The sequence below is a fragment of the Streptomyces pseudovenezuelae genome (genome assembly GCF_029892565.1).
Taxonomy (GTDB): domain Bacteria; phylum Actinomycetota; class Actinomycetes; order Streptomycetales; family Streptomycetaceae; genus Streptomyces; species Streptomyces pseudovenezuelae_A.
The window spans coordinates 52,441-71,193 of sequence record NZ_JARXVH010000014.1 but is presented as its reverse complement, the minus strand read 5'-3'; the positions used below and the strand labels follow the sequence as shown (position 1 = coordinate 71,193).

The 18,753-nt window shown below is 71.8% G+C and carries 15 protein-coding genes; 6 read left to right on the top strand and 9 right to left on the bottom strand.

Annotation, left to right across the window (positions count from 1 at the left end):
* Position 1: 1 nt before the first annotated feature.
* From M2283_RS35820 to M2283_RS35800, 5 genes are all read right to left on the bottom strand, one after another.
* Entirely contained in the window at positions 2 to 874 is an 873-nt protein-coding gene (locus M2283_RS35820; protein WP_280880655.1) for an ABC transporter permease, read from the bottom strand.
* Positions 871 to 2,199 carry an ABC transporter ATP-binding protein gene (locus tag M2283_RS35815; protein WP_280880654.1) on the bottom strand — a complete coding sequence of 443 codons (1,329 nt, stop codon included), beginning with the start codon at positions 2,197 to 2,199 and terminating at the stop codon, positions 871 to 873. Before M2283_RS35815 ends, M2283_RS35820 begins: the two co-directional genes overlap by 4 nt.
* A gap of 149 nt (positions 2,200 to 2,348) precedes the next feature.
* Entirely contained in the window at positions 2,349 to 3,119 is a 771-nt protein-coding gene (locus tag M2283_RS35810) for an ABC transporter permease (RefSeq protein ID WP_280880653.1), read from the bottom strand.
* 2 nt (positions 3,120 to 3,121) lie between these two features.
* Positions 3,122 to 4,093, bottom strand: a complete 972-nt coding sequence (locus M2283_RS35805; protein ID WP_280880652.1) for an ABC transporter ATP-binding protein — start codon at positions 4,091 to 4,093, stop codon at positions 3,122 to 3,124.
* Between the two features lie 9 nt (positions 4,094 to 4,102).
* Positions 4,103 to 5,473: an MDR family MFS transporter gene (locus tag M2283_RS35800; protein WP_280880651.1), complete on the bottom strand. Its 1,371-nt coding sequence runs from the start codon at positions 5,471 to 5,473 to the stop codon at positions 4,103 to 4,105.
* A 121-nt stretch (positions 5,474 to 5,594) separates the two neighbouring features.
* On the opposite strand from M2283_RS35800, the gene M2283_RS35795 reads away from it, so the two are divergent.
* Positions 5,595 to 6,209, top strand: coding sequence for a TetR/AcrR family transcriptional regulator (locus M2283_RS35795; RefSeq protein WP_280880650.1), 615 nt, complete (start codon positions 5,595 to 5,597; stop codon positions 6,207 to 6,209).
* Between the two features lie 28 nt (positions 6,210 to 6,237).
* On the opposite strand, the gene M2283_RS35790 is transcribed toward M2283_RS35795, so the two are convergent.
* The 3 genes from M2283_RS35790 to mce all read right to left on the bottom strand — a co-directional run bounded on the left by M2283_RS35790 (position 6,238) and on the right by mce (position 11,876).
* The gene (locus tag M2283_RS35790) at positions 6,238 to 7,173 is read right to left on the bottom strand and encodes a cellulose-binding protein (RefSeq protein WP_280880649.1); all 936 of its coding nucleotides are present in this window, start codon (positions 7,171 to 7,173) and stop codon (positions 6,238 to 6,240) included.
* Positions 7,174 to 7,356: 183 nt separating this feature from the next.
* Positions 7,357 to 11,205, bottom strand: a complete 3,849-nt coding sequence (scy, locus tag M2283_RS35785) for a polarized growth protein Scy (RefSeq protein ID WP_280880648.1) — start codon at positions 11,203 to 11,205, stop codon at positions 7,357 to 7,359.
* 230 nt (positions 11,206 to 11,435) lie between these two features.
* Entirely contained in the window at positions 11,436 to 11,876 is a 441-nt protein-coding gene (gene mce / locus M2283_RS35780; RefSeq protein WP_280880647.1) for a methylmalonyl-CoA epimerase, read from the bottom strand.
* 148 nt (positions 11,877 to 12,024) lie between these two features.
* Between mce and M2283_RS35775 the strand changes: the two genes are divergently transcribed.
* The 3 genes from M2283_RS35775 (at position 12,025) to M2283_RS35765 (ending at position 15,844) form a co-directional block, all read left to right on the top strand.
* Entirely contained in the window at positions 12,025 to 13,227 is a 1,203-nt protein-coding gene (locus M2283_RS35775) for an acetyl-CoA C-acetyltransferase (RefSeq protein WP_280880646.1), read from the top strand.
* Positions 13,228 to 13,282: 55 nt separating this feature from the next.
* The gene (meaB, locus tag M2283_RS35770) at positions 13,283 to 14,239 is read left to right on the top strand and encodes a methylmalonyl Co-A mutase-associated GTPase MeaB (protein ID WP_280880645.1); all 957 of its coding nucleotides are present in this window, start codon (positions 13,283 to 13,285) and stop codon (positions 14,237 to 14,239) included.
* Between the two features lie 288 nt (positions 14,240 to 14,527).
* Complete coding sequence (locus M2283_RS35765; RefSeq protein ID WP_280880644.1) at positions 14,528 to 15,844, top strand: MFS transporter; 1,317 nt, start codon at positions 14,528 to 14,530, stop codon at positions 15,842 to 15,844.
* A 29-nt stretch (positions 15,845 to 15,873) separates the two neighbouring features.
* On the opposite strand, the gene M2283_RS35760 is transcribed toward M2283_RS35765, so the two are convergent.
* Positions 15,874 to 16,530 (bottom strand): PepSY domain-containing protein, encoded by a 657-nt coding sequence (locus M2283_RS35760; protein WP_280880643.1) that lies wholly within the window; start codon positions 16,528 to 16,530, stop codon positions 15,874 to 15,876.
* A 116-nt stretch (positions 16,531 to 16,646) separates the two neighbouring features.
* Between M2283_RS35760 and M2283_RS35755 the strand changes: the two genes are divergently transcribed.
* A complete protein-coding gene (locus M2283_RS35755; protein ID WP_280880642.1) occupies positions 16,647 to 17,315 on the top strand; it encodes a response regulator transcription factor in 669 nt (222 codons plus the stop codon).
* A complete protein-coding gene (locus M2283_RS35750) occupies positions 17,312 to 18,751 on the top strand; it encodes a sensor histidine kinase (protein ID WP_280880641.1) in 1,440 nt (479 codons plus the stop codon). Before M2283_RS35755 ends, M2283_RS35750 begins: the two co-directional genes overlap by 4 nt.
* Positions 18,752 to 18,753 lie beyond the last annotated feature (2 nt).

Sequence of the window (18,753 nt, the reverse complement as noted above, 5' to 3'; positions counted from 1 at the left end):
CTCAGACGTCGCGCTTCTGCAGCAGGGTGACGGCGCCGGCGAAGGCCGCGGCCGTCACGCCCACGGCGATCCACAGCGGTTCCCAGCCCGAAGGCCCCGAGTCGCTCAGGGCGTTGGTGTAGAAGACGCTGAGTTGGTTCGGGATCGAGTAGTCGAACAGCGCCTGGCGCAGGCCCTCCAGGGCCTCGGAGAACATGAACAGCGCGATCACCAGCGGGGCCAGCACCAGGCCGATCATGATGGTGATCGCGCCCGCGGAGTGCCGGATGATCGAGCCGATGATCAGCGAGAGCAGCCCGAGCAGCGCGATGTAGAGCGAGATGCCCAGGGTGCCCTTCAGCCACTCCGAGCCGCTCGGGGTCCGGGCCCCGTCCAGCAGGGCCATGTCCGCCAGCGCGACCAGCAGCACCGAAGCGAACGTGACGGTGAACGCCACCAGGAAGAAGACGATGGCCTTCGCGGCCAGCACCCGGCCCCGGGTCGGGCACGCGGTCATCGTGGTGCGGATCATGCCCGTGCCGTACTCCGAGGCCGTGGTCAGCACGCCGAGCGTGATGATGCACATGCTGCCGAGCAGCAGCCCGAAGACCCCGAACGACAGCGGGTTCTCGCCGGCCAGGTCGGACTCGCCCGAGTTGGCGGCCACCAGCACGGCCACCAGCATCCCGATGCCGACGACGAGCAGCACGAACACGCCGAGCGTCCACATCGTGGAGCGCACCGACCGGATCTTGGTCCACTCCGAGGCGATCGCGTTCCCGAGGTGCGTGGGCGTCACGGGGATCGGCGAGGTGTAGCTGGGATACGGCGAACCGGGCACCGACTGCCACTCGGCTCCGGCGGCCTGCGGCATCGGGGGCTGGGGCGTGCTCATCGGGCGTCCTCGGGCTTGGTCAGGTCGGCGGGCTGCTGCGCGGGCTGAGCGGGCGCGGCGACGGGAGCCGCGGACTCGGTGGGCACCGATGCCGCCGGGACGGCCACGGGCTGCTCAGGCGTCGAAGGCACGGCCTGGGCGGGTGCCTGGGGCGGCTGAGGCGCTTGAGGCGCCTGCTGGGCGTACGGGTTGGGCGCGCCCGCGCCGGGGGCGCCCGGGGCGCCGTACGCGCCCACCGGCGGCTGCCCCGCGCCGTACGGACCCGGCTGGCCCGGCTGCATCGCGAACGGCCGGCCGCCCTGCTGCGGCGACGGCGGCGCGTACCAGTCCGGCTGGCCCTGTCCCGGTACCGGCATCGGCGGCTGCGCGCCGGGCGGCAGCGGCTGCATCAGCCCCGCCTTCTGGTCGACCGTCGAGCGGTAGTCGACCGCGCCCTGCGTCATCCGCATGTACGCCTCCTCCAGCGAGGCCTGGTGCGGCGACAGCTCCCACAGGCGTACGTCGGTGTCGTGCGCGATGTCGCTGATGCCCGGCAGCGGCAGCCCGGTCACCCGCAGCGCGCCGTCCTGCTCGGACATCACGTGCCCGCCCGCCTCGGTCAGCGCGGAGGCCAGCTTCTCGCGCAGCTGCGGCTCGGTGTCCGGCGTGCGCACGCGCGCGAAGCCGGCGGAGTTCGCCGCGATGAAGTCCTGGACGCTCATGTCGGCCAGCAGCTGACCGCGTCCGATCACGATGAGGTGGTCGGCGGTCAGCGCCATCTCGCTCATCAGGTGCGAGGAGACGAAGACGGTACGGCCCTCCGCCGCGAGCGCCTTCATCAGGTTGCGCACCCAGAGGATGCCCTCGGGGTCGAGGCCGTTGACCGGCTCGTCGAACAGCAGCACCTGGGGGTCGCCGAGGAGCGCGGCGGCGATGCCGAGCCGCTGCCCCATGCCCAGCGAGAAGCCGCTGGAGCGCCGCTTGGCCACCTCGTGCAGACCGACCACGCCGAGCACCTCGTCCACCCGGCGGGCCGGGATGCCCGACAGCTGGGCCAGGCAGAGCAGGTGGTTGCGGGCGGAGCGGCCGCCGTGCACGGCCTTGGCGTCGAGCAGGGCGCCCACCTGGCGGGGCGCGTTGGGCAGGTTGCGGTACGGGTGGCCGCCGATCGTCACCTGACCCGCGGTCGGGTTGTCGAGGCCGAGGATCATGCGCATGGTCGTCGACTTGCCCGAGCCGTTGGGCCCCAGGAACCCGGTGACGGCACCCGGCCGCACCTGGAAGGAAAGGTTGTACACAGCGGTCTTGTCGCCGTAGCGCTTGGTCAGGCCGACTGCCTCGATCATGCTCCGCACCCATCGAAAGGTTCAGGACAGCGGGGCACACGCCCCCCGTAAGGGTTAGGAGGATACCGAGGCGCTGACGGTTCCGCTCAAGGGCAAGTAAAAGGTTGCCGTCCGCCTGCAAGACCAGGGATGAAACGGGCTCTATGGGACTAGGCGTCCCGCCTCTTCAGCAGCACGTAGGCGCCCACGATCGCCGCGAGCACCCACAGCGCCATGATCCCGAGGCCGCCCCAGGGTCCGTACGGAGTGTCGTCGTCGATCGGCGTGACCACCTGCATGATCTTGCTGCCGGCCTGGTCGGGCAGGAACCGGCCGATCTTCTTCGTCGCCGAGACGTTCCCCAGGATGTTGGAGATCAGGAAGAAGAACGGCATCAGGATGCCCAGCGAGAGCATCGGCGAGCGCAGCATCGTGGCAACGCCCATCGAGAACAGCGCGATCAGGGTCATGTACAGCCCGCCGCCGATGACCGCCCGCAGCACGCCCGAGTCGCCGATGGACGCCTTGTGCGAGCCGAGCATCGCCTGCCCGAGGAAGAAGGTCACGAAGCTGGTGACCAGGCCCACGACCAGGACGAGACCGGACGCGACGGCGATCTTGCTGAACAGGAAGGTGCCGCGCTGCGGGACGGCGGCCAGCGAGGTGCGGATCATGCCGGTGCTGTACTCGTTCGAGACGACCAGCACGCCGAACACGATCATCGCGAGCTGGCCGAGGCTCATGCCGGCGAAGCTGATGTAGGTCGGGTCGAAGGAGAGCTGGTCGTTCCGGCTCATGTTCTTGAAGTCGTTCGCCGACAGTGCCGAGATCAGCATGCCGAGGCCGATGGTGACGACCACGGCGAGGGAGAGCGTCCACACCGTCGAGGCCACCGACCTGATCTTGGTCCACTCGGACCGCACGACCTGGGTCGCCGCCATGGTCAGCTCCTCTTCCAGTCGTCGCCCCACGGCTGCCGCGGGGTTGCCGGGGCCACCGGGGAGGGGCCGTCGGAGTGCGCGTGGTACTCCACCGACTCCGCGGTCAGCTGCATGAACGCCTCCTCCAGGGAGGCCTGTTGGGGGCTCAGCTCGTGCAGCACGATCTGGTGCTGCGCGGCCAGCTCGCCGATCCGCTCGGCCTCGCCGCCGTCCACCTCCAGCGCGCCGCTGCCGGACTCGACGACGGTGACGCCGGCCTCGTGCAGCACGTCGAGCAGGCGCTCGCGGTGCGGGGTGCGGATACGGACGTAGGAACGGGAGTTCTGCTGGATGAAGTCGGCCATGGAGGTGTCGGCGAGGAGCCGGCCCTGTCCGATGACGACCAGGTGGTCGGCGGTCAGCGCCATCTCGCTCATGAGGTGGCTGGACACGAACACCGTCCGCCCCTGGCCCGCCAGCGACTTCATCAGGTTGCGGATCCAGTGGATGCCCTCGGGGTCCAGCCCGTTGACCGGCTCGTCGAACATCAGGATCCGCGGATCACCGAGCAGCGCACCCGCGATCCCGAGCCGCTGCCCCATCCCCAGCGAGAACCCCTTGGCCTTCTTCTTCGCGACCGACGTCAGACCCACGGTGTCCAGCACCTCGGACACCCGGCTCTTGGGAATGCCGTTGCTCTGCGCGAGAAAGAGCAGGTGGTTGAACGCGCTGCGCCCGCCGTGCATCGCCTTCGCGTCGAGCAGCGCGCCGATGTACTTCAGCGGGTCCTTGAGGCGGTCGTAGTGCTCGCCGTCGATACGGACATCACCCGCCGTCGGCCGGTCGAGCCCGAGCATCATGCGCATCGTCGTCGACTTGCCGGCACCGTTCGGCCCGAGGAATCCGGTGACGATCCCGGGTCTCACCGCGAAGGTGAGGTCGTCGACCGCCACCTTGTCGCCGTACCGCTTGGTCAGCCCCTCGAGCTCGATCATGCGGCCACGCTAAAGCGACGGTTCGGCCGATGCCACCCGGACGGGCAAACAAAGTCCGACGACACAGGCAACAACCGTGAACACGGTCGTCCACGCGAAGGTGTGCGAGAACGCCGGCGCGCCCGTGCCGTGGGTCAGGAGCGCCGCGAGGACGGCCGTGCCGAAGGAGCCCCCGAGTTGCTGGAGGACGCGGATCGTCGTGCTGGCGTCGGGTATCCGGCGGCGGTCCAGGCCCTCGTACGCGCTGACCGTCACGGCCATGTTGGCGGCGCCCATGCCCAGGCCCCGGACGACCAGGGCGGCGGGCAGCAGGGCGGAGACGGGGTGCTGGAAGGCGAAGGGGAGGGTGCCCAGGGCGGTCAGGAGCATGCCGCCCAGGACGACCGGGCGGGGGCCGACCCGGTCGGTGAGCGGGCCCGTGACGCGGGCCAGCAGACTGCCCAGGCCCTGCGGCGCCAGCAGCAGGCCCGCCGCGATCACGCTCTCGCCGCGGGACTGCTGGTAGTAGAGGGGGAGCAGGAACATCCCGCCGAAGAGGGTCAGGCCGTTCAGGAACATCAGCGCCGAGGAGACGGCGAAGGCGCGGTCGCAAAACAGCCGGACGTCGACGAGCGGCGCCGTCGAGCGCAGGGCGTGGACCACGAAGGCGCCGACGAGGACCGCGCCCACCGGGAGCGCGACCACGCGGGCGAGCCCGTCCTCGGAGAGGCCGTAGACGAGGGCCGCCAGGCCGGGGGAGAGGAGCAGCAGGCCCAGGACGTCGATACGCGGCGCCGGGCCCGGTTCGTCCTTGGGGACCCCGCGCCGGGCGAGGACCAGGGCGACGAGACAGATCGGCAGATTGACGTAGAAGATCCAGCGCCAGCTGAGGTGGCCGACGATCAGGCCGCCGAGGACCGGGCCGAGGATCGGTACGACCACGACGGGCAGGGTGATCAGGGCCATCAGGCGGCCGAGGTTGCGGCCGCCCGAGGCTCGCATGACCAGGATCTGCATGACCGGGAGCAGCAGTCCGCCGCCGATGCCCTGGACCACCCGGAAGACGATGAGCGAGCCGATGCTCCAGGCCAGTCCGCACAGCGCCGACCCGGCCAGGAACAGCAGCAGCGCGCCGAGCCAGACCCGCCGGGCGCCGAACCGCTCCACCGCCCAGCCGGACACCGGCACGACCGTGGCGAGGGTCAGTAGATAAATGGTGCTCACCCACTGCACGGTCGCCGTCGTGGCGTGCAGTTCGCGCCCGAGGGTGTCGATGGCGATGGACACGATCGTGCTGTCCAGCAGGGCCGCGAGGGCGCCGAGCACCAGGATCCCGGCGAGCCGCAGGACGGCGGGATCGAGGCGTTCGGGGGCAGGGCGGGGCGCGGTGGTGGCGGGCACGGCGGGCTCCTTTAGAGACGGTGCGTCTCTAATCGACCGTAGGCTACCCTCGTAGGAGACGCAAGGTCTCTTAAGGGGTCGGGTTCGAAAAGGTGTTCAAAGGTCTTCACAGGGATGGGCGATGACCGCTGACAGTGGGAGCACGCGGCGCCGGGGCGCGGCCCTGGAGGCCGACATCCTGGACGCCGTCTGGGAGGAGCTGGCGGCGGTCGGCTACGCCAGGCTCACGATGGAGGGCGTCGCCGCGCGGGCCCGGACCGGCAAGCAGGTCCTCTACCGGCGCTGGCCCAACCGCGCCCAGCTGGTCAAGGCGGCCCTGCCCCACCGCTTCGGGACGATCGTCGACCAGGTCCCGGACACGGGCGAGCTGCGTGCGGACGTACTGGGCGTCCTGCGCCTGATGGCGGAACGCCAGCGGGACATGGGGTCGGACGTCGTGGTGGGACTCCTGGGAGAAGCGCCCGAGCTGGACCCCACGACCTTCGGGATCATGCAGGACGTCACGCGCACCCTGCTGGAGCGGGCCGCGAAGCGCGGCGAGATCGCCACCGCAGACCTGCCCGCCCGCGTGATCACGGTGCCGGCCGCCCTGCTGCGCTACGAGATGATGCTCAGCCGGACCTCGATCGAGGACCACGTCCTCGTCGAGATCGTCGACGAGGTCTTCCTGCCCCTGGTCGGACGGGCGGACACGCCAGAGGCCCGCACCTCCGGGGGAGACGGTACGGGCCTCTGATCGCGCTGTTCGTCAACTGAGCCGGTGCTTACCGGGACTGCTGGGCCGGAACCCCACGGGAGATCGGCTCGTCCTCGACCGGCGAACCGGCGGCAGCCACCGCGGCGCCCGTGAGCGTCGCGAGCATCTCGCGGACGTTCGTCAGCTGGGCGTTGATGCTGTCGCGGCGGTTGGTGAGGGCGGCCAGCTCGCGCTCGGACTCCGAACGGATCCGGTCGGCCTTCGCGTTCGCGTCGGCCACGATGTCCTCGGCCTGGCGCTGAGCCGTCTCCACCGTCTGGCGGGCGCGACGCTCGGCGTCCGTGCGCAGCTTCTCCGCCTCCAGACGGAGCTGCTCCGCGCGGTGCTCGATCTCCGCGAGGCGCTTCTCGGCCTTCTGCTGACGAGACGCCAGGTCGCGCTCCGACTGCTCGCGGCGCTTGGCGAGGTTCGTCTCGAAGTCCGCGGCGGCCTGGGCGGCCTTGGCGCGGGTCTCCTCGAAGAGGGCGTCGGCCTCCTCGCGCTTCGACTGGGCGTCCTTCTGGGCCTCGCCACGCAGCTGCGACGCGTCGCTCTTGGCCTTCTCGACGATCCGGACGCCCTCGTCCTCCGCCTTGGACTTGCGCTCCGCAGCGAACGATTCTGCGTCGTTGCGAACCTGCTGGGCCGCCGACTCGGCGAGCTCACGGTGCTGCTCGGAGGCCCGACGGGCCTCCTCGCGCAGGTCCTTTGCCTCTTCCTCGGCGAGACGGAGGATCTTCTCGACCCGCGCGCCGAGACCGGCGTACGACGGCTCGGCGTCGCTCACCTGGGCCTGGGCGTTCTGCGTTTCGAGGTGGAGCTCCTCGATGCGCTTTTCCAGGGCGGTGATACGGGCGAGAGCGCTGTCACGGTCGGAGACGAGCTTGGAGATCCGTTCGTCCACCTGAGCGCGGTCGTACCCACGCCGCACTAGCTCGAAGCCGTAGGGGGAAGTGTCGCTCATGGGGTTCCTGTCAAATGAGACCGGTGAGGTGATAGGTGGAATCCTAGGGGCCGAAGCGGTGTGTCATCGAGCGGATACGTGTTTGATCTGGAGAATGACACCCCTTTTGAGTGGCTAACCCGCGGACGACTTGCCAAAGACCTGGGCAAAGGCCCCAGAAGACCCCCGAACTCGCCCGGCCCGCTAGCTGTCTGACGACTTGCCACTCGAACGAGGGGCCCCCACGGTAGCGCCCGTCTTGACCCCGCCGTCCTTGCCGGCCGACGGAGTCTCAAAAGACTCCAACGCTTCGAGCACGTCCTGGACACGGGAGATCTCGGCATTGATGTTCTCGCGCCGGCGCACCAGGATCTCCAGCTCGCGCTTTCCTTCCTCGACCGTGTGCTTGGCCTCGCGGATCGCCTCCGCCTTGAGCTCCTCCGCCTCCCGCACGAGGGCCGATTTCTTCTGCTCGGCCTCCTTCAGGAGCCCCTCGGCCTTCTTCACGGCGGCGATCCGGACCTTGCCCGCCTCCGAATTGGCCTCCGAGACCAGCTCCTTGGCCTTCGCCTGCGCCTTGGCCAGCTGCTCCTCGGACGCTTTGATGAGCGCGTCGCAGCGGTCGCCCGTCGACCGCATCGTCTCCGCCGACTCTCGCCGGGCCCGCTCGTGCAGCGACTCGATCTCGCCGGTGATCCGGTCGCGCAGCTCCTCCGCGCGCTCCCGGATCGAGGTGGCGTCCCGGCGGGCGCCGACGAGCAGCTCGTCCGCGTCCGCGCGGGCCTTCTCGACCAGCGAGTTGCCCTCGACGGTCGCCGTCGACACCAGCCGGTCGGCCTCCGTGCGGGCCGCGCCCACCATGGTGTCGGCCTGCCCCTCCGCGTCGGCGGTGGTCTTGTGCGCCTGCTGCTGGGCCTCGGTGAGCAGCTTGTCGGCCTCGGCCGTGGTCTCCGTGATGAGGGTGTCGACCTGCTCGGCGACGTCCGAGCGCCGTTTGTTGGCGTCCCTGCGGGCCTCGTCGAGGGTGTGCTCGGCCTCCTCGCGCGCCGCCGTGGTGACCCGCTCGGCCTCCTCGCGGGCGCCGGCCTTGACGCGCTCGGCCTCGGCGCGGGTCCGCTCGGCGTGCAACTGGGCCGCCCCGACCGTGTCCGCGGCCTCGGCGCGCAGCCGCTCCGCGTCCCCGGTGGCGTCCGCGATGAGCCGCTCCGCCTTGGAGATGGCCTCGGACCGCACCCGGTCCGCCTCGGTGATCGTCTCCGTGGTGAGCCGCTCCGCCTCGTTGCGCGACTCGGTGATGAGGGTGTCCGCCTGGGTCGCCGCGTCCGAACGGATCCGGTTGGCGTCCTCGCGGGCCTCCGCCCGGGTGCGTGAAGCGGCCTGGTCGGCGTCGGCGATCGCGTCCGACGCCTCCGTACGCACCCGCTGGGCGTACTCGGAGGCGTCCGAGCGCAACTGCTCCGCCTCCGTGATCGCCTCGCCGACCGTGCGCTCGGCCAGCGCCTTGGCCGCGTCCGTCTCGCTGCGTGCCTCGCGCCGGACCCGGTTGGCGTCCTCGGTGGCCCGCTCGCGCTCGGCGTAGGCGTCGGCGCGGACCCGGTCCGACTCCTCCTGCGCCTCGCGCCGGGTACGGTCCGCCGCGTGCTCGGCGGCCGAGCGCAGCCCGACGATCTCGTCCTGGGCCTGCTCGTGCAGCCCGGCCACGGAGTCCCGTACCTGCTGGGCGTGTTGTTCGGCGGCCGACACCATCTCGTTCGCGCGCCGGTCGGCCTCCTCGACCAGCCGGACCGCCTCGGCCTGCGCCTCCTCGACGCGGTTGCGCGCCGAGGCGAGCAGCTCCTCGCTCTGGTCGCGGGCCCGCTCGCGCTCCTGGTCGGCCTCGGTGCGCGCGGCACCGAGCAGCTCCTCGGCCTCGCGGCGGCGCCGGTTGGCCTCCTCCTGCGCGGCGGCCAGCGTCTCTGACGCCTCCGTGCCCAGCCGCTCGGCGGCGGCCAGCGCCTCCGCCCGCACCCGGTCGGCGGTGTCCTGCGCCTCGTTCTTGAGCCGCTCGGCCTCGGCCGCGGCGTCCGACCGCAGGCGTACGGCGACGGCCTCGCCCTCGGCCCGGGACGCGGACGCGTCGGACGCGGCCTCGTCGCGCAGCCGCTCGGCCTCCGCCTCCGCCTGCCGGTGCAGCGTGCGCAGCCGCTCGGCGGCCTCGGTACGCAGCCGCTCCGCCTCGTCGGCGGCCTCGCGGCGGATCCGGGTGGCCTCCTCGCGGGCGTCGGTGAGCGCCTGCTCGGCGGCGGCGATCCGCTCCTCGGCCTCGGTGTGCAGCCGTGTCAGCTCGCCGGCCGCCTCCTGGCGCCTGGCCTCGACGCCCCGCTCGGTCTCCTCGCGCAGCTCGCGCGAGGCCCGCTCGGCGTCGGCCATGATGCCCTCGGCCTGCTCGACGACCTCCTCGCGGTGCCGCTCCGCCTCCTGCCGGGTGCGCTGCAGGGTCTCCTCGGCCTGCCGGCGCAGCGTGGTGGCGCGCTCGATGGCCTCGGTACGGACCTTCTCGCTGTCCGTGGTGGCCTTCGCGCGCAGCTCGTCCGCGTCCTGCTTGGCCTTGGCCAGCAGCTCCTCGGCGGTCTTGGCCGCCTCCTCGATCTGCTGGACGGCCTCCTTGCGGGCCTCCGCGCGGATCTTCTCGCCCTCGGCGACCGCGTCGGCGCGCAGCTGCTCGGCCTCGCCGCGCAGCCGGCGGGCCTCCTCCTGCAGTTCGACCGTCTTGGCGCGGTACTCCTTGGTGTCGTCCTTCGCCGTGCCCTTGAGCTGCTCGGCGATGTCGTGCGCCTCGGCACGCAGCCGGTCCGCCTCGGCCTCGGCCTCGGTGCGGATGCGCTCGGCCTCCTCGGTGGCCGCCTTGGTGGTGTTCTTGGCCTCCTCGGAGGCGCGGTTGAGGACGTCCTCGGCGGTCTTGGCCGCCTTGCCCAGCTGGGAGGCGGTCTCCTCGGCGGTGAGCGTACGAGCGCGCTCGTCGGCCTCGGCGATGATCTTCTCGGCCTCGGCGCGGGCGTCGGCGACCACCTGCTCGGCGTCCGCCTTGGTGGTCTCGGCCTCTTTCGTGGCCTCCGTGACCAGCCGGGCGACCTGCTCCTTCGCCGTACGCGTGCGCTGCTCGTTGGTCGACTCGGCACTGGCGACCGCCTTGGCGGCGGCCTCCTTCGCCTCCGCCAGAACCTTCTCGGCCTCCAGGCGTGCCTCACGCAGCGAAGTCTCGGCCTCGGCGATGCGGGACTCGGCGGCCCGGCTCAGCTCGGTCGCCTGGCGGCGGGCGGAGTCCGACTCGTTCACCGTGGAGCTGCGCAGCTGCTCGGCGTGGTCGGTGGCCTCCTGGGCCTGCGTGGAGGCCGCGTTCAGCAGGCGCTCGGCGTCCGTGCGGGCGCGGCGCAGCAGCTGCTCGGTCTCCGCGCGGGCCGCCTCGGCGTCCATCTCAAGGCGCTGGCGGGCCTCGGTGGCGACCCGCTCGGCCTCGGCGCGGGCGGCCGCCAGGGCCTGGTCGGCCTCGGCGCGCGACTCGTCCAGAAGACGGCGGGCCTGGGACTCGGAGCGGGTGCGCAGGTTCTCGGCCCACGCCACGTTCTCGTTGACGTGCGACTCGACGGTCTGCCGGCGCTCCGACAGTTCCTGGTCCAGTTGCTGGCGGCGGGTGACCGCCTCCTGATGCAGCTCCGCCTGGAGCCGGGCCGCGTTCTCCGCGTGCTCCTGGAGGATGCGCTGGGTCTGCGCGCGGGCCTGGCTCAGCTCCCGCTCGGCGTCCTGGCGCAACTGGTCGGCCTGGACCTGGGCATTACGAAGCATCTGCTCGGCCTGATAGCCGATGTCACCGCCGTCGTAAGCCGGCCGGGACATGAGGGTGCGGCGCGCCTCGTGCAGCTTGGCGCGCAGCACCTCGACCTGGTAGCCGAGGTCCTCGGCATGCTGAATCGCCTTTTCCCGCTCGGTCTTCAGCCGCTCCATCTCGGCCTCGAACCGAGAGAGGTGGTCGACGTCAGCCGCCGGCTCTCGCTCCTGGCGTTCGTAGCCCCGCACTGCGCGGTCCCATCCGTCCCCTGGTCGCGTCTCTCTCCAAGAACTCCGTTCAACCGCCGAACGGGGCCCCCGGGGAATGGTGTCAGATCAACGGCGGAGCACGGGCTGCTGCCCGACGCTCGCCCCCCGAAACCCGGACCCCGGCTCCGTCCCGCCGACGAAGGCAGGACCCGGCCGCCCACGTTCCGGCGGCGACCGCCCCCAACCCTACCGGCCCTTATGTACGAGGGTCAGTGCTCAGGTGACTCAACAGGCGCCGAAGTGACCAGTTCTGTCAGTACACCGTGGCAATCCTTTGGATGCAGGAACGTGATTCGTGACCCCATGGAGCCGCGTCGCGGCTCTTCGTACAGAACGCGTACGCCCTTGTCGCGGATGTCGGCCGAGTCCATGTCGACGTCCGCCGTACCGAAAGCGATGTGGTGGACACCCTCGCCGTTCTTGTCGAGCCACTTGGCGACGGTCGAGTCCGGGCGGGTCGGTTCCAGGAGCTGCAGGTAGGAGGCGCCGCCGTCGGAGGTTTCGTTGATCTTGAGCATGGCCTCGCGGACGCCCTGCTCCTCGTTGACCTCGGAGTGGAAGACCTCGAAGCCGTACGTGGCCCGGTAGAACTCGACGGTCCGGTCGAGGTCGAAGCAGGCGATCCCGATGTGGTCGATTCGAGTCAGCATGGAGTCAGTGCAGCGCGCCCGGTGTGGTTACGCAACGTGCGCGCGATCACACCGACGGCCCGATGACGGGGTGTACTACCGCTCAGTACATTCGAAGTAAACCCTCGTTCACTCCTCGGCTGTGCAAGCTGGAAGGGGATCGCACCTCATGTCTGGAACGAACAGCGCGACTTCCGTGATCGTCGCGGGTGCCCGCACCCCGATGGGGCGGTTGCTCGGATCGCTGAAGTCCTTCTCCGGAGCCGACCTCGGTGGCTTCGCGATCAAGGCCGCCCTCGACCGTGCGGGTATCGGTGGCGACCAGGTGCAGTACGTGATCATGGGCCAGGTGCTCCAGGCCGGGGCAGGGCAGATCCCGGCACGCCAGGCCGCGGTCAAGGCGGGCATCCCGATGAGCGTCCCGGCGCTCACCGTCAACAAGGTCTGTCTGTCCGGCCTCGACGCCATCGCGCTCGCCGATCAGCTCATCCGTGCAGGTGAGTTCGAGATCGTCGTCGCGGGTGGCCAGGAGTCCATGACCAACGCCCCCCACCTGCTCCCCAAGTCCCGTGAGGGCTTCAAGTACGGCGCCATCGAGATGCTCGACGCGATGGCGTACGACGGCCTCACCGACGCCTTCGAGAACATCGCCATGGGCGAGTCCACGGAGAAGCACAACACCCGGCTCGGCATCGCCCGCCCGGAACAGGACGAGATCGCCGCCCAGTCCCACCAGCGGGCCGCCGCCGCGCAGAAGAACGGCCTCTTCGAGGCCGAGATCACCCCGGTCGAGATCCCGCAGCGCAAGGGCGAGCCGGTCGTCTTCAGCAAGGACGAGGGCATCCGGGCGGAGACCACGGTCGAGTCGCTCGGCAAGCTGCGTCCGGCGTTCACCAAGGACGGCACGATCACCGCCGGTTCCGCCTCGCAGATCTCGGACGGCGCGGCGGCCGTGGTCGTCATGAGCAAGACCAAGGCGCAGGAGCTGGGCCTGGAGTGGATCGCGGAGATCGGCGCCCACGGGAACGTGGCGGGCCCGGACAACTCCCTCCAGTCCCAGCCCTCCAACGCCATCCTGCACGCCCTGAAGAAGGAGGGCCTGGACGTCTCCGACCTCGACCTGATCGAGATCAACGAGGCGTTCGCCGCCGTCGCGGTCCAGTCGATGAAGGACCTCGGGGTGTCCCCGGAAAGGGTGAACGTCAACGGTGGCGCGATCGCCCTTGGCCATCCGATCGGCATGTCGGGCGCCCGGCTCGTCCTGCACCTGGCGCTTGAGTTGAAGCGCAGGGGCGGCGGGGTCGGCGCGGCGGCGCTGTGCGGTGGCGGGGGACAGGGTGACGCACTGATCGTTCGGGTAACCAAGTCCTGAGCGGGAGTTCCTCCCACCCCATCGGTCGCCCCCACTCTCGCTGAACGGAGCTGTGATGCAGGACGTCTCCTCTCTGGTGGCCCAGGCCAGGGAAGGCCGGCCACGGGCCGTGGCCCGGCTGATCTCCCTGGTGGAGGGGGCGTCCCCGCAGCTCAGGGAGGTCATGGCGGCCCTGGCGCCACTGACGGGCAACGCGTACGTGGTGGGTCTGACCGGCTCGCCGGGCGTCGGCAAGTCGACGTCCACCGCGGCCCTGGTGACCGCGTACCGCAAGCAGGGCAAACGGGTCGGCGTCCTGGCCGTCGACCCGTCCTCGCCCTTCTCCGGCGGCGCCCTGCTCGGCGACCGCGTCCGCATGTCGGACCACGCCTCCGATCCGGGCGTCTACATCCGCTCCATGGCCACCCGCGGCCACCTCGGCGGCCTCGCCTGGGCGGCCCCGCAGGCGATCCGCGTCCTGGACGCGGCGGGCTGCGACGTGATCCTGGTGGAGACGGTCGGCGTCGGCCAGTCGGAGGTGGAGATCGCCTCCCAGGCAGACACCTCCGTCGTCCTCCTGGCCCCCGGCATGGGCGACGGCATCCAGGCCGCGAAGGCCGGAATCCTGGAGATCGGCGACGTCTACGTCGTCAACAAGGCCGACCGCGACGGCGCCGACGCCACCGCCCGCGAGCTCAACCACATGCTGGGCCTCGGCCAGTCCCGTGGCCCCGGCGACTGGCGCCCACCCATCGTCAAGACGGTCGCCGCCCGCTCCGAAGGCATCGACGAGGTCGTCGAGGCCCTGGAGAAACACCGCGCCTGGATGGAGGAGCGAGGCGTCCTCACCGACCGCCGCCGCACCCGAGCCGCCCGCGAGGTGGAAGCCATCGCCGTCACAGCCCTGCGCGAACGCATCGAAGACCTCCACGGAGACCGCCGCCTTGGCGCTCTCGCGGAACGGATCGTTGCCGGGGAGCTGGATCCGTATCGCGCGGCGGATGAGTTGGTGGCGGGGCTTACTCGGGGGTGACCCGGGTGTGGGGGCGCCTTTTCGTCTGCCGGGTGCGGTGGTGTGGCGAGTGCGGGTTTGTCGTGGCTGGTCGCGCAGTTCCCCGCGCCCCTAGGGCGATGGCCGGCGCCGGTGTTGACCATGCCTGGTCGGAAAGCCCTGGTCGACCCCCGCCCCCCGCTGTTAGGTTGCCCCACGTGTTCCTCCTCTTGGCATAGGGCCCGCCCCGGCCCGCGATCGGCACCCATGGATGTCGCCTTCGCGGTCCCTCGGCGTCCCCTCGTTGCCTCCAGTTGAGGAACCTTTCTCATGTCCGCGTCGTCATCTCCGCGGCCTTCGTATGCCGCCGTTCTCCGCATCCCCCATGCCCGCCGTACCTTCCTCGCCGCCCTCGTCGGGCGGCTCTGCTACGGCGTGGTCTCGGTCGCCGTGATGCTCTCCGTGACCCGGGCGACCGGGTCCTACGCCGTGGCCGGCACGGTCATGGCCCTGTTCGGCGCCACCGGCGTCTTCCTGATGCCGTACCGCGCGGCCCTGGTCGACCGGTACGGGCCGCGCCGCGCGCTGACCCCCATGGCGCTGCTGTACGCGGCACTGCTCTGCGTGCTGGCGGCGGCCACCTGGCGCCCCGGCACACCCGCGGTGGCGCTCGGCGTGATCGCCGCCGTCACCGGCGCCTGCGCGCCCCCGCTGGGCCCCACCATGCGTGCCGTGTGGGCCGAACTCGTCCCCGAGCGAGGGATGTTGCAGCGCGCGTACGGCCTGGACGGGGTCGCGGAGGAACTCCTCTTCGTCACCGGCCCGTTGCTGGTCGGCGTGGTGGTGGGGTTCGCCTCCCCGGCCGCCGGGGTGCTGCTGAGCGCGGTGCTGATGGCGGTGGGCACGCTGGCCTTCGTGACGTCACCGGCGGTGGGCGGGGTGCGGGCCGCCCACCGGGACTCCGGCCCGGAGTCCCGGCCTGGGGCCGGCCCCAAGTCACCCCGGAAGAGGGAGAGTTCGCCGGTGGACGGGCGGGCGCTCCTGCAACCCGTCGTCGTCGCGACCGGCGTCGGCCTCTCGCTCAGCGTCGTAGATCTCCTCGTCGTCGCCTTCGCCGAGCAGCGCCACCTCGGCGCCGACTCCGCCGCCTGGGTGCTCGCGGCGCTCTCGGCGGGCAGCGCGGTGGGCGGCCTGCTCAACGGCGCCGTCGACTGGCGTACCCCCGCACGTGTACGACTGCCCCGGCTGGCGGTGGGGTTGGGGCTTGCCCTGGCCGCGGCCGGCCTCGCGCCCGGGCTGTGGACGCTCGCGGCGGCCGTGGCCTGCGCCGGTGTCTTCGTCGCGCCCGCGCTGACGACGGCGTACCTGCTGGCGGACGAGACGGCGGCGCCGGGGGCCCGGACGCGGGCCGGAGCCTGGATCAACACGGGCGTCAACGCCGGGAGTTCGGGCGGGGCGATGGCGGCCGGCCTGCTGATCGGCCGGCTGCCGCTCGGGGCGTGCTTCGTGGTGGCGGGGGTGGCGGTACTCGCCCCCGCCACCCTCACCCGTCGTCCCGTCAGCGGCTGGGGACGGCGCCACAGGAACCCCGTTCGGCTTGAACGGCCTCAGACGCCGGACGGGCAACCTGCTGCCGACCGGCGCTGAGCGGGACCGAGGCCGAATGACCGGCGTCGTCAGTCGTCCGACCGGTCCACCGTGACGTTCCCCGTGCGGAGGTCGACCAGCCAGTCCTGGTCGGCCTTGCCGGCGGACGTACGGGTCTCGACCTCCCAGCCCTGCGACCGGGCGTCGTCGTCCAGGTCCACCGACGTCACCGTGCCCTTGGCGGCCGCGGCCCGCGCGGCCTCGGCCGCCGTCACGGACGTACCCTTCAGCGCGGCCCGCACCTGACCGGCGTCGTCCTCGTCCTCGGTGTGCGAGCCGAGCACCGCGCCACTGCCGGCATCGACCCGCACGCTGTGCCAACTCCCGTTCCCGGCAAGGACGTCCACGTCCCACACGGTCGCCCCGCCCCGACGGTCGTCGTCGTCCAAGTCGGCGGAGACCGCGGTACCCCGCGTGTCCCGCAAGGCGGCGGCGATCGCGTCGGCGGCCGTCACATCCCCGGACCGCACGACCGGAGCCGCGTCATCGCGACCGTCGTCGTCCCGCCCACCGTCGTCGTCCGAGCCCGCGTCGTCCCCCTTGTCACCGCTGTCCCGGTCGTCGCCGCTCCCTCGAACCGCCGTCTGCCGCCCACCGTCGTCCCCCGTCACGGCGAGAGCCGTGGCCGTGCCGCCTCCGAGCAGGGCGGCGGCCGTCACGGTGGCGATCACGATGTTGCGCTTCATGGTGTTTCCTCCCGAGTCACGTCGCTTTCGACACCCTCACCTTCGCGAACCGATGCTGAGGAGACGCTGAAGCCGCCTGAAGGGATCTTCAGGTTCGTTTTGCGACCCTGTAGGACATGCGCCTGTTGATCGTGGAGGACGAGAAGCGGCTGGCCCTGTCGCTCGCCAAGGGTCTGACCGCCGAGGGATACGCCGTGGACGTCGTGCACGACGGCCGCGAGGGCCTGCACCGGGCCGGTGAGGACGCGTACGACCTCGTGATCCTCGACATCATGCTGCCCGGCCTCAACGGCTACCGCGTCTGCGCCGCCCTGCGCGCCGCGGGCCACGAGGTGCCGATCCTGATGCTGACCGCCAAGGACGGCGAGTACGACGAGGCGGAGGGGCTGGACACGGGCGCCGACGACTACCTCACCAAGCCGTTCTCGTACGTCGTCCTCGTGGCCCGGGTGAAGGCGCTGCTGCGGCGCCGGAGCCAGGGTCCCGGGGCTTCGCCCGTCCATGTCCTCGGTGATCTGCGGGTCGACACCGCAGCCCGGCGGGTCCACCTCGCGGACGAGGAAGTGACGCTGACGACAAAGGAGTTCGCCGTCCTGGAGCACCTCGTCGTGCGGGCCGGCGCGGTGGTGTCCAAGGCCGAGATCCTGGAGCACGTCTGGGACTTCGCGTATGAGGGCGATCCCAACATCGTCGAGGTGTACGTCAGCGCCCTGCGCCGCAAGCTGCGCGCCGGGCTCATCTCCACGGTGCGCGGCGCCGGTTACCGGCTGGAGAGCCCGCGATGAGCCGCCTCTTCGGCTCCGTGCGGGCCCGGGCCACCCTGGGCGCCACCCTCGTCGTCGCCGTGGCACTGGTCGCGGCCGGGGTCGCCGTACTGCTGTCCCTGCGGTCCAACCTCACCGACCAGGCCGACACCCAGGCCGAGCGCACCGCACGGAACGTGGCGGCCGACCTCGCCGCCGGGACGGCGTACGCCCGACTGTCCCTGGACGACGACGAGGAGCCGGTCCAGGTCGTCGACGGCGCCGGGCGGCTCGTGGCGGCCACGGAGGGCCTGGAGCGGATCGGGGGCACCGGCACGGGCGCGGTACGGCCGCAGCCGTCGGCCACGGCGAGCACGGGCGAGGACGCCGACGACGATCAGAGCGACGACCACGGCGGCGACGGCCGCGACGACGACTCGGCACTCGAACCCGGCGAGATCGACGACGAGGTCTCCTACGCGGCCGGCTCCGCGACGATCGACGGTGACAGCACCGACTACCGCTTCGCCGCCGTCCGCGTGGAGGTCCCCGGCAAGGGGCTGCTCACCGTCTACGCCGGCGCCCAACTGGCCGCCGAGCAGAGCGCCGTGAGCACCGCGCTGACCGCCCTGCTGATCGGTTTCCCGCTGCTGCTCGCCGTCGTCGCGGGCGTGACCTGGCTGGTCACCCGGCGCGCCCTGCGGCCCGTCGAGGGCATCCGGCGCGAGATGGCCGCGATCACCGCCTCCGCGGACCTGGCCCGGCGGGTGCCGGTGCCGGGCACGCACGACGAGGTCGCCCGGCTCGCCCGGACCACCAACGAGACGCTGGCCGCCCTGGAGACCTCCGTGGAGCGGCAGCGCCGGTTCGTGGCCGACGCCTCGCACGAGCTGCGCAGCCCGATCGCGTCCCTGCGCACCCAGCTCGAAGTGGGCGCCGCCCACCCCGAGTTGCTGGACGTGACGGGCGCGGTCGAGGACACCGTACGACTGCAGTCCCTCGCCGCCGACCTGCTGCTGCTCGCCCGGCTCGACGCGGGGGAGCGGCCGGGGAAGGGGCGGTTCGACCTGGGGGCGCTGGCGGGGGAGGAGGCGGCCCGGCGGGAAGGGGTGAGTGTCGAGGCGGAGTCGGTCGAAGTGGGCGGATCGCGGGGGCAGTTGGGGCGGGTGCTCGGGAATCTGCTCGACAACGCCCAGCGGCATGCCCGGTCGGCGGTCACCGTGTCCGTGCGGCGGGACGGGAGGTGGGCGGTGCTGTCCGTCGCCGACGACGGGGACGGGGTGCCCGTGGGGGACCGGGAGCGGGTCTTCGAGCGGTTCGTACGGCTCGACGACGCCCGCGGCCGGGACGAGGGCGGGGCCGGCCTCGGGCTGGCCATCGCCCGGGACGTGGCCCTGCGCCACGGCGGCACGCTCACGGTCCGCGACGCACCGGCAGGCGGAGCCCTGTTCGAGCTCCGCCTGCCGCTAGTCGATTGAGA